This window comes from Azospirillum sp. P4_B5 (assembly GCF_056402275.1).
The window spans coordinates 47786-57686 of the sequence record NZ_JBFUHT010000030.1; the positions used below are offsets into that span (position 1 = coordinate 47786).

Annotated in this window: 13 protein-coding genes; 8 read left to right on the top strand and 5 right to left on the bottom strand. The window is 68.7% G+C overall.

What is annotated here, in order from left to right:
- Positions 1–214 precede the first annotated feature (214 nt).
- Entirely contained in the window at positions 215–1456 is a 1242-nt protein-coding gene (locus AC1DVI_RS21630; protein ID WP_476959723.1) for an ABC transporter substrate-binding protein, read from the bottom strand.
- A 147-nt stretch (positions 1457–1603) separates the two neighbouring features.
- Here AC1DVI_RS21630 and AC1DVI_RS21635 point away from each other — a divergent pair, with 147 nt between their 5' ends.
- Positions 1604–3010, top strand: a complete 1407-nt coding sequence (locus AC1DVI_RS21635; RefSeq protein WP_476959724.1) for a tetratricopeptide repeat protein — start codon at positions 1604–1606, stop codon at positions 3008–3010.
- Between the two features lie 10 nt (positions 3011–3020).
- Here AC1DVI_RS21635 and AC1DVI_RS21640 read toward each other — a convergent pair whose 3' ends face one another.
- On the bottom strand, positions 3021–3374 hold the full coding sequence (locus tag AC1DVI_RS21640) for a carboxymuconolactone decarboxylase family protein (RefSeq protein ID WP_476959725.1): 354 nt from the start codon (positions 3372–3374) through the stop codon (positions 3021–3023).
- A 132-nt stretch (positions 3375–3506) separates the two neighbouring features.
- On the opposite strand from AC1DVI_RS21640, the gene AC1DVI_RS21645 reads away from it, so the two are divergent.
- From AC1DVI_RS21645 to AC1DVI_RS21655, 3 genes are all read left to right on the top strand, one after another.
- The gene (locus AC1DVI_RS21645) at positions 3507–4199 is read left to right on the top strand and encodes an endonuclease III domain-containing protein (protein WP_476959726.1); all 693 of its coding nucleotides are present in this window, start codon (positions 3507–3509) and stop codon (positions 4197–4199) included.
- A 169-nt stretch (positions 4200–4368) separates the two neighbouring features.
- Positions 4369–4797: a cupin domain-containing protein gene (locus tag AC1DVI_RS21650; protein ID WP_476959727.1), complete on the top strand. Its 429-nt coding sequence runs from the start codon at positions 4369–4371 to the stop codon at positions 4795–4797.
- 112 nt (positions 4798–4909) lie between these two features.
- Positions 4910–5152, top strand: coding sequence for a DUF1178 family protein (locus AC1DVI_RS21655; protein WP_476959728.1), 243 nt, complete (start codon positions 4910–4912; stop codon positions 5150–5152).
- A gap of 44 nt (positions 5153–5196) precedes the next feature.
- Here the strand turns inward: AC1DVI_RS21655 and AC1DVI_RS21660 are convergent, their stop codons facing one another.
- Positions 5197–6105: a peptidoglycan-binding domain-containing protein gene (locus AC1DVI_RS21660; protein WP_476959729.1), complete on the bottom strand. Its 909-nt coding sequence runs from the start codon at positions 6103–6105 to the stop codon at positions 5197–5199.
- 253 nt (positions 6106–6358) lie between these two features.
- Between AC1DVI_RS21660 and AC1DVI_RS21665 the strand changes: the two genes are divergently transcribed.
- Positions 6359–6619, top strand: coding sequence for a hypothetical protein (locus AC1DVI_RS21665; RefSeq protein WP_145627474.1), 261 nt, complete (start codon positions 6359–6361; stop codon positions 6617–6619).
- Positions 6620–6626: 7 nt separating this feature from the next.
- On the opposite strand, the gene AC1DVI_RS21670 is transcribed toward AC1DVI_RS21665, so the two are convergent.
- Together AC1DVI_RS21670 and AC1DVI_RS21675 are read right to left on the bottom strand one after the other, a co-directional pair.
- Entirely contained in the window at positions 6627–7064 is a 438-nt protein-coding gene (locus AC1DVI_RS21670; RefSeq protein ID WP_476959730.1) for a hypothetical protein, read from the bottom strand.
- Between the two features lie 33 nt (positions 7065–7097).
- The gene (locus AC1DVI_RS21675; protein ID WP_476959731.1) at positions 7098–8546 is read right to left on the bottom strand and encodes a GH1 family beta-glucosidase; all 1449 of its coding nucleotides are present in this window, start codon (positions 8544–8546) and stop codon (positions 7098–7100) included.
- A gap of 143 nt (positions 8547–8689) precedes the next feature.
- Between AC1DVI_RS21675 and AC1DVI_RS21680 the strand changes: the two genes are divergently transcribed.
- The 3 genes from AC1DVI_RS21680 to AC1DVI_RS21690 form a co-directional block, all read left to right on the top strand.
- Positions 8690–8884, top strand: a complete 195-nt coding sequence (locus AC1DVI_RS21680; protein WP_014197605.1) for a twin transmembrane helix small protein — start codon at positions 8690–8692, stop codon at positions 8882–8884.
- A 21-nt stretch (positions 8885–8905) separates the two neighbouring features.
- A complete protein-coding gene (locus tag AC1DVI_RS21685; protein ID WP_476959732.1) occupies positions 8906–9475 on the top strand; it encodes a cob(I)yrinic acid a,c-diamide adenosyltransferase in 570 nt (189 codons plus the stop codon).
- A 145-nt stretch (positions 9476–9620) separates the two neighbouring features.
- The coding region (locus AC1DVI_RS21690; protein ID WP_476959733.1) for an electron transfer flavoprotein subunit beta/FixA family protein at positions 9621–9901 on the top strand (281 nt) is incomplete at its 3' end.

The window sequence follows — 9901 nt, forward strand, 5'->3', positions numbered from 1 at the left end:
ATGTTGTAAATTTGTTAATTATAAGAACAGAACTTACTCAGACCGCGCATTGTCTAACGCAGTCAAAGTGATCAGAAGTTCAGAGTTCTGACAATCGCCCCAACCCTCTCCCCAGGGGAAGAGGGGAACACAATACCAGCGGTCATTGATGATGGCCGCCGAGGCTCTTGATCCTGACAGGTCAGGATCAAGAGCCGCTGGTATAAGGGCTTGCTCAGGTGCGCTTGCCCCAGCCCGGCATCGGGAACACCGGATCCATCTCCGCGGAGCCCTTGGGCAGGACCACGGTCGGGCGCAGATTGCGGTTCTGCAGGCAGGCGGAGACGAGCTGGGTGTTCTGCCCCTTCTCGTCGAAGGTGATGGCCGGGCCGACCATCATCTTGTCCTTCAGGTTGGTCTGGCGCAGCGCCTCCAGCAAGGTGGCCGGCTCCGCGGTCCCGGCGCGCTTGAAGGCGTCGGCGGCGACCAGGATCGCTTCCAGGGTGAAGGCGACGTTGAAGGCGTAGCCCTCGAAGCGGTCGTTCGGATACTGCTTCTTGAAGGCCGCCTCGACGCGCTTGGTCAGCTCAGCCTTGGGGTCGTACCAGGGCAGGTTGGTGATGGCGTAGTCGGCGTACTTGCCCAGCACCTTGTAGAACTGCTCGTCATACAGACCAGGCGAGCCGGGGGAGACGATGCCCTTTGGCTCCCAGCGCTGCTTGACCATCTCGCGCACCAGCATGATGGCGTCGTTGGCGCGGGTGGTGACGATGGCGAGTTCGGCGCCCGTCGCCTTGGCCTTGGCCACCTCGACCGCGAGGTCCTGGGCCTTCGGGTCGTAGGAGATGCTGTCGACGATGCCGAAGGGCATGTCCAGCTTCGGGAACAGGGCGTCCATCGCCTGCTTGTTCGCCATGCCGAAGGTGTCGTTGGCGTGCAGGAACACCGCCGTCTTCGGGGTGACGCCGCTGACCGCGAACAGATCCTTCATCAGCGCCAGACCGTTGGTGACCAGCATGGTCGAGGTCGGGAAGTTGCGGAAGACGGTCTTGTAGCCCTGCTCGGTCAGACGGTCGGCGGCGGCGATGTTCATCACCAGCGGGATGCCGCGCTGTTCGCAGACCTGGGCGGCGGCGGCGGTCTGGCCGCTGTCGAAGGCGCCGACGATGACGTTGGCGCCGTCGTTGATCAGCTTCTCGGCGCGCGAGCGGGCGACATCGACGTTCGATTCGGTGTCGGCGGACAGGATCTCGACCTTGTAGCCGAGGTCGCCAAGGATTGCCGGCGCGATTTCGGCGCCGCGCTGGCAGGCCTGACCCGCCTGGGCGAGCAGGCCGGAGCGGGGCAGCAGCACGCCCACCTTCAGCGCGGCGCCCTGCGCGAAGGCCGGCGCCCGGCCGAAGGCGGCCAGCGCGCCGGCCGAGAGGGCGACCGAGGCCGCGGCGGTGCCGAACTGACGGCGGGTGAGTCCTCCCATGGACCCATTCTTGCTGATGCGATGATCGTTCATTATCGGGTGTTTCCCTGAGGCATGGTCCCGGAGCGGATGATTTCCCCGCAATTGCCTTTGTGTCAAAGTGGAATCCACCGGAAGGCGACACACGGACGAAACGGACCCCACCGAATGGCGACCATCGAGGAGGCGCTCGGCATCGCGCTCGACCATCTGAAGGCCGGGCGGCGGGCCGAGGCGGTGGAGTTGTACGGGCGAATCCTGGACGCCGATCCCGACAATCCAGAGGCTCTGCACCGTCTGGGCCTGCTCGCCGCGCTGGGCGGTGACCGGGAGCGCGGGCTGGCGATGATCGCGCGTTCGGTGGAGCGGGACGGCGGGGATGCCGACGCGCACTTCAACCTGGGCGCCCTGCTCCATGTCTCCCTGCGGACGGAGGAGGCGATCGCCGCCTATCGCCGGGCTCTGACGCTGCGCCCCGATTTTCCCGACGCCGAGTATCACCTGAGCGAGGCCCTGCAGGCCATCGGCCGCATCGGGGAGGCGCTGGAGGTTCTGGACCCGCTGCTGGCCCGCCACCCGCACTTCGTCCCCGGCTGGCGTCAGAAGGGCGACATCGAGGCCGATCTTGGCCGCCCCGGCGCCGCCGTGTCCTTCTACGAGATGGCCCTTGCCATCGACCCGCGCGACCAAGGGTCGCGGGAGCGGCTGGCGGCGCAGGCCGCGGCCTACCGCGCCCGCCGGGCGATCCTCGACGGCGCCGGACCGAACGGGCGGCTGGACCTGCGCGACGTCACCATCCTGGTCCCCTTCCGCGCCGACAGCGAGGACCGCAAGCGCAACCTGCGCTGGATCGTCTCCTTCCTCCTCAAGCACGCCGACACCACGGTCCTGATCGGTGAGGACAAGGCGGGGCCGAGCAACGTCGCCGAGGCGCTGGGGCCGGAACTGGCCGCCCGCTGCCGGCACCTTCAGTTGACCGGCAACGACACGCCCTTCACCCACAAGGCCCACCTGCTCAACCGCATGGTCGAGGCGGCGGACACTCCCATCGTCGCCCTGCACGACACCGACGTCGTGGTCGATCCCGTGCAGTACGTTCTGGCCCGCGACGCGGTGCGCGGCGGGGCGGCCATGGCCTTTCCCTACAACGGGCTGTTCTTCTGGATTCTCGGGCGGGAGGTCCATCGCTTCGGCCACACGCTGTCGGCGGCGCCGCTGAACGCGGTGTGCCAGCGTTTCCCGCTGATGCACCGGAACTCGCCGGGCGGTGGCGCCTTCTTCGACCGGGCGGCACTGCTGGCGGCCGGGGGCTACAACGAGCGCTTCGTTTCCTGGGGCTATGAGGACGACGAGATCGTGGTGCGGTTGCGCCGGTTGGGCCTGCGGGTCGAGCGGGTGCCCGGGCCGCTCTATCATCTGGAGCACGCGCGGCCCGAGAACTCCACCGACCGGAACCCCTTCATCGACGCCAACAAGGCGGAGCTGGAGCGCATCCAGGCCATGGACGCCGACGCGCTGCGCGCCGAAATCGCCGCCGGCCGCCTGCGCCGCCCGCTGTTCTCCAGCGCCGGATAGCGGCAGCCGGTCAGCCGGCTTTGTCCGCGGTGAACTGGTCGAACGCCTCCGTTGCCATGGCGGCGTACATCACCGAAGGGCCGGCGCCCATGTAGATCGCCATGCCCAGCGTCTCCATCACCTCCTCCCGGCTGGCGCCCTGCTGGACGGCGGCCTGGGCGTGAAAGGCGACGCAAGCGTCGCAGCGCGTCGCCACGCCGATGGCCAGCGCGATCAGCTCCTTCGTCTTGGTGTCCAGCGCCTTGGCCTCCAGCGCCGCCCGGGCGACGGCGGAGAATCCCTTCATCACCTCCGGGGCGCCGCCGCGCAGGTCCCGCACCGCGCCGGACATGTCCTTCGCCATCTGCGGCCAATCCTTCACCATGGCTTGCGCCTCCTTTTATTTTAGCTATTACTAATATACAGAAATCGCGTTGTGTTGCAAAGGGGAATGGGGAGCAACCCTGCCCTGCCCGCTGTTTCGGTGTGGCTCCCTTCATCACGCCAGCGACCGATCATGCCTCTGCGCTCCGCGCCCCCACTCGCCGACAAGGACCCCTTCGACATCGACGAGGCGTTCCGGCGCCTGCGCCAGGCCGTGGCCGGACGCCCGAAGGCCGCCATGTTCGCGCTGCGCGACCGCGGCTACGGCAGTCCCTTCGAGCAACTGGTCGGCAGCCTGATCTCCGCGCGGACGCGCGACGAGACGACCATCGTGGTGTGCGAGCGGTTGTTCGCGGTGGCGCGCACGCCGCAACAGATGATCGCCCTGACGCCGGAGGAGTTGACCCGCCTGCTCGACGGCGCGACCTTTCCCGAGCCGAAGGCCCGCGACATCCGGGCGCTGTCCCGCCGCATCATCACGGAGCACGACGGCGAGGTTCCCGACACGCCGGACGCCCTGATGGCCTTCCATGGAGTCGGCCCGAAGATCGCGGCGCTGACCCTGGCGGTCGGGTTCGGCATTCCGGCCGTGGCGGTGGACGTGCATGTGCACCGCATCGTCAACCGCTGGGGCTTCGTCGCCGCCCCGACGCCGGAGCGCACCATGGTCGCGCTGATGGAGCTGTTGCCCCGCCATTACTGGGTGGAAATCAACGAGCGGCTGGTGCCCTTCGGCAAATGGATCTGCACCGGCGACCGCCCGCGCTGCTCCACCTGCGCCATGCTGTCCATGTGCCGGCAGGTGGGCGTAACGACCCACCGCTGAGGCGGCGCAGCCCCTGGCTGCCACACTTCGCCGCAGGCCGCGACAATCGGTTGCGATTCATCGCGGTTTTTCTCCATTTTCGACACACCGCCACAGATATGCAGCCAAAGTCTTTTCAAGACCACGGCATGGAGCGCACGCGATGATCGTGAGAAACTGTTTGCCAACGGTGGCCATCCTTCGCACCGCCCTGGCCGCCGCCGCGCTCCTCGCCCTGGCCGGCGGTGCCGCGGCGCAGGACAAGCCCGCGGCACCGGGGCCGATCGTCAAGACCCTGCTTCAGGCCACCACCACAGCGGACGGCAAGGCCTTCGCCTACCCGGGCGGAACACCGCTGGTCACGGCGCGCCTGGTCGAGCTGCCGCCCGGCGGTGAGATCATCCGCCACCGCCACGCCGTTTCGCCGTTCATCTACATTCTGGAGGGCGAACTGACCATCGCCAGCGACAACATGCCGACGCAGGTCTACAAGACCGGCGATTCCTACATCGAACAGGCGGCGTGGCACAGCGGCCGCAACCTGAGCGACAGGCCGGTACGTCTGCTGTCGGTCTATCCCAGCGCGGAGGGCGTCGCCCTGTCGGAGCGCCCGCAGTAACCCCGTTCGCCGGAGCGGAGCGCGGCGGTTTGATTCACGTCATCGCGGGCGGCGGCGAAGCTCGGCCATGGTCGCCGCCCGTCCGTAGCCCATTCCATCCAGGGACCCCGCGATGATCCTCTATGCCCTGCGCTGCGCCTGCGGCCATGAATTCGAGCAATGGTTCAAGAACATGGCCGATTACGACACCTGCAAGGCCGATGGCCTGTCCTGTCCGTCCTGCGGCGGGACCGAGGTGTCGAAGGCGATCATGGCGCCGCGCGTCGGCGCGTCCAAGCCGGCGCCGGCGCCGATGCCCGCCTGCAACCCGTCCGGCTGCGGCAACGCCATGTGCCCGATGTCGCAGATGGCCTGAAACAGGGATGGCCTGAAACAGGGATGGCTTGAAAAGGCCGCAGCCTACCGCCGGCCGCGTCCGCCGCTGCTGAGCGGCGGCAGCGCGCCGGTCGTCAATTCCTCCCTTCGGCGGCCGCTGCCGAAGCTCGGTTCGCGGCGCTGATCGCGCGGGCCGTCGTTGCGCGGCGCCGGCCGCGCGGCGCTGGCCCGGCCGCTGCGCCACCACGCGAAGCCGATGCCGAGCACCGTCGCCCCGATCAAGCCCATCACGCCGTAGCGGGCACCGTTGGCGGCCCAGGCCGGCAGCATCGATCCGCTGTCCGCCGCCTCGACCACCGGCACCGGCTGACCGGACGGCGTGGTCGCGGTGACGCTGGCCCGCGGCGCGGCTTGCGGAACCGGCCCCTGTCCATGCCCCTGCGAAAACACCGTGGCGGAGGTTGCGGGGGCCGACGACGCGGGGGCGCCGGACGGGCCGCCCGACGAGGAACTGCTGCTGGTCACGGGCGGGCCGGCGCTGAACTGCGCGCCGCCGCCGACGCTGCCCGTTCCGCTGTCGATCCGCTGGGTGGGGGCGGCGCGGGGCACCACCTCCCGCTGCGGCTCGCGCGGCGCCTGACCGGGACCGCCGCCGCCGACCTTCTGCTGGGCGAGGTTCCCGACCGTCGCGGGAGCCTTGCCCTCCCGCTCGCCCATCATCTTGGCGATGGTCGCCTTGTCGAGCTGGTTGGTCACCGGCAGTCCATGGGCGGCCTGATACTTGCCGAGCGCAGCCTTCGTCTCGGCGTGCATCTGGCCGTTGGCCCGCCCACCGATGTTGTAGCCCTTGTCCTTCAGGATGGTCTGGGCCCATTGGATGTCCGCCGTCGATTGCGCCCGAACCGGAGCGCCCGTCAGCAGACCCACCGCCAGAACCGGCACCACCACAGCCAACGCGACCGCGCGGCGCGCGCGGTGCGAACCACCCGTCATGACCATCCTCCGTCCGAGACACCAACCGACCATCGCCCGCCCACTATCGTGGATGCGCGATCGTGTTACCAGATTGCGGCGGATTTCCGGGCGCGATTTTTGTGCGCCTGCGTTGCGGCGGCATCAGGTCCCCCTCCCCCTTGGCGCCTCCGGAAGGACCGGCTCATTCCCCATCCGTTAACCGATGCGCGCGCAAAAACGTGGTATAGATCCATCATGGCGCCTTATGGGGCGCTTTGCGGGAGGCCATGGCATGGCGACTCTGAGACACGCGATCCTGGCGGGCGGAACGCTGCTGCTGGCGGCCTGCGGCAGCACCCCGGCCTACCGGGAGTGGACGGCCACGGAGACCACGGCGACCGCCGCCTACGACGAGTGCATTGAGCAGGTGGACAACACCATGCGCCTGCGTGGCTATCCCTACCGCCCGTTGCCGGAGACGCCGCAGTTCCGCTACCGCAAGGAAATCTTCGCCCTGTGCATGCGGCGCAAGGGCTACACGGCGGACGATTGAGCCGTCTTCACGGCCCCGGCAGGCCGTAGCGCAGATACAGCACCCCGCCGATCAGCACCCCGGCCAGCACCACCGCGGCGTAGAATTTCAGGGGCAGCGGGACCTTCTCCCGCCGTCGCGGCCCCTTGGCCGCGGTCCTGGCCTTGGCGGAACGGGGCGCCGCCCTCGCCGGAGCGGCTTGCCGGCCCGCCCCGGCCGCCCCCCCCTGGTTCGGGTCGTGCAACTCGATGAGCTTCCAGTTGAACTCCATCCCGTCGCCGCCGGCCCCGGCGTTGTGGTCGAGCTGGATCAGGCGGAAATAGGCGCGCGGGTTCACCCGCACCATCAGGTTGAAGCGGGCGCGGGCGTGGTCGAGGTCCTCCCCGACCTCCAGCGTCTTCCAGCCCTTGCCGCGCGCCTTCTGGATGGCGAAGCGCGTCGGCTGGCCGGCGGCAACAGGCGCCATGATCGCAGCCCCACCCTCTTACGACCGAACCCCTTACACCGAGGTCGGAACGCCCTTCCTCCGGATCACATCGGCGTACCAATGGTAACTGGCCTTGGGACGGCGCTCCAGGGTCTGACGGTCCACCTCGATCAGGCCGAAGCGGCGCTGGTAGCCCTCGGCCCACTCGAAATTGTCCAGCAGGCTCCATACGAACCAGCCGCGCAGGTCGACCCCCTCCTCCAGCGCCTGATGACCGGCCAGCATGTGGCGGCGCAGGTAGCTGATGCGGTCGTTGTCCTGGACGAAGCCCTTCGGCCCGGTCTGCTCGGGATAGGCGGCGCCATTCTCCATCACATAGACCGGCGGGTTGCCGTATTCCTGCTTCAGCTCGATCAGGATTTCGGCGATGCCGTCGGGCTCCACCGGCCAGCCCATCCCGGTCGTCGGCGTGCCTTCCGGCGGGGAGCCGTAGCCGGTGCCGAACAGGCCCGCCGGGTCCGGCTGCTGGTGCATCCGGCTGTAGTAGTTGATGCCCAGGAAGTCGATGGGCTGGCGGATCGCCTCCAGGTCGCCGGCCTTGACCAGCGGGGCGAAGCCGTCGCGCAGCAGTTCCGGATACTCCCCGCGCAGCAGCGGGTCGAGGCAGGCGCGGTTCCACACCGCGTCCCACATCAGCGAGGCCGCGTAATTGGCGTCCAGCCCGCCGACCGGCCAGACCGGCTGGAGCGACAACACGGTGCCGAGTTGCCAGCCCCTGGCCCCGCCCGCCGCCCGCAGCGCCTTCAGCGCCATGCCCTGGGCGAGATTCTGGTGGTGGATCGCCTTGAAGTAATTGCCCTTGCCGATCAATCCCGGCGCGTGCCCGCCCAACCCGTGGCCGAAGATGGCGTGGACGGACGGCTCGTTCAGCATGGTCCAGTGCTTGACGCGGTCACCGATCCGCGCGGCGACGAGCTGGGCGTAGTCGGTGAACCAGCCGGCGATGTCCCGGTTGGTCCAGCCGCCGCGGTCCTGAAGCGCCTGGGGCAGGTCCCAATGGTAAAGGCAGGGCCAGGGCGCGATGCCCTTGGCCAGCAGCGCGTCGGTCAGCCGGTCGTAGAAGTCCAACCCTTCGGCATTGGCCGGGCCGGTGCCGGTCGGCTGGACGCGCGGCCAGGCGACGGAGAAGCGATAGGCGTTCATCCCCGCCTTCGCCATCAGGTCCACGTCTTCGGCGTAGCGGTTGTAATGATCGCAGGCGACGTCGCCGGTGTCGCCGTTCGCCACCTTGCCGAAGGAATGGCTGAAGCTGTCCCAGACGCTGGGGCCGCGCCCCCCCGCGGTCACCGCCCCCTCGATCTGGTAGGAGGAGGTCGAGGCGCCCCAGACGAACCGGTCGGGGAAGGCGGCCAGCACGTCCGACGGCTGGGCCACCGCGACGCGGCGCGTGGTCAGAAAGGCCCCGGCCGAGGCCGCCAGCCCGGTGGCCGCCGCCGCCTTCAGGAAACTCCGCCGCCGCATACCGAATTCCTCTCGCCGTCCGGATCGTCCGCGACAATGTAAGAAGACCGGGCGTCAGCGCAACAGGCGCCTCGCATCGGAATGCCCGTGTAACCGGTTTGGCCGGTGTAGGCGTAACCTGGACCGTGGGGTATGATGGCGCCATGAATGGACTCGTCATGTTTCTGCTGATCGTGGCGCTCGGCCTCGTCGTGGCGTCGCTGTTCTCCGGGCTGTTTTTCATGGCGCGCGGCGGGCAGGGCGATTCGCGCAAATCGAACCGGGCGATGCGGATGCGCGTGGCGCTCCAGGGGGTGGCGCTCGTGCTGTTCCTGCTCGCCATCCTGACCCACGGCTGATTGAGGACACCCGCAGGAATCATGGTCAAGCTGACCCGCATCTACACCCGCGGCGGGGACCGCGGCCAGACCTCGCTCGGCGACGGGCGCCGCGTGCCGAAGCACGACCCGCGCGTCACCGCCTACGGCACGGTGGACGAGGCGAACGCGGTCATCGGGCTGGTCCGGCTGCACACCGCGGACCAGCCGGAGATCGACGCCATGCTGTCGCGCATCCAGAACGACCTGTTCGACCTGGGCGCCGACCTCTGCACGCCGGAGGCGGAGGACCCGGCCTACCCGCCGCTGCGCATCCTGGAGTCGCAGGTGGAGCGGCTGGAGGCGGAGATCGACGCGATGAACGCCGACCTCGCCCCGCTCAACTCCTTCATCCTGCCCGGCGGCGCGCCGGCGGCGGCCCATCTGCATCTGGCCCGTACGGTCGTGCGCCGCGCCGAGCGGCTGATGACCGAGCTGGCGGACTTGGCACCGGTCAACCCGGCGGCGGTGAAATACGCCAACCGCCTGTCCGACCACCTGTTCGTGCTGAGCCGGAAACTGAACGCGAACGGAGCGGCCGACGTGCTGTGGGTTCCGGGCGCAAACCGTTGATGCAATTCCGCCTCCTTCGCGCTTGCGGCGTAGGCGGCGTTGACAGCCAAAACGTCAACTCCTATGGTCGCAGCGCTGTCACAAGCTGCCCGATTCGGCGCCAGCGGCGAAGGTGCGCCTGCATAATTCAAGAAAAGGGTGGGATATGAAGGTCCTCGTCCCGGTCAAGCGGGTGGTCGATTACAACGTCAAGATCCGCGTCAAGGCGGACGGTTCCGGCGTTGAGACCGCCAACGTGAAGATGAGCATGAACCCCTTCGACGAGATCGCCGTCGAAGAGGCCGTCCGCCTCAAGGAAGCCGGCAAGGCGACCGAGGTCATCGTGGTCACCGTCGGCCCGACGGCGGCGCAGGAGACGCTGCGCACCGCGCTCGCCATGGGCGCCGACCGCGGCATCCTGGTGCAGACCGACGCCGAGACGCAGCC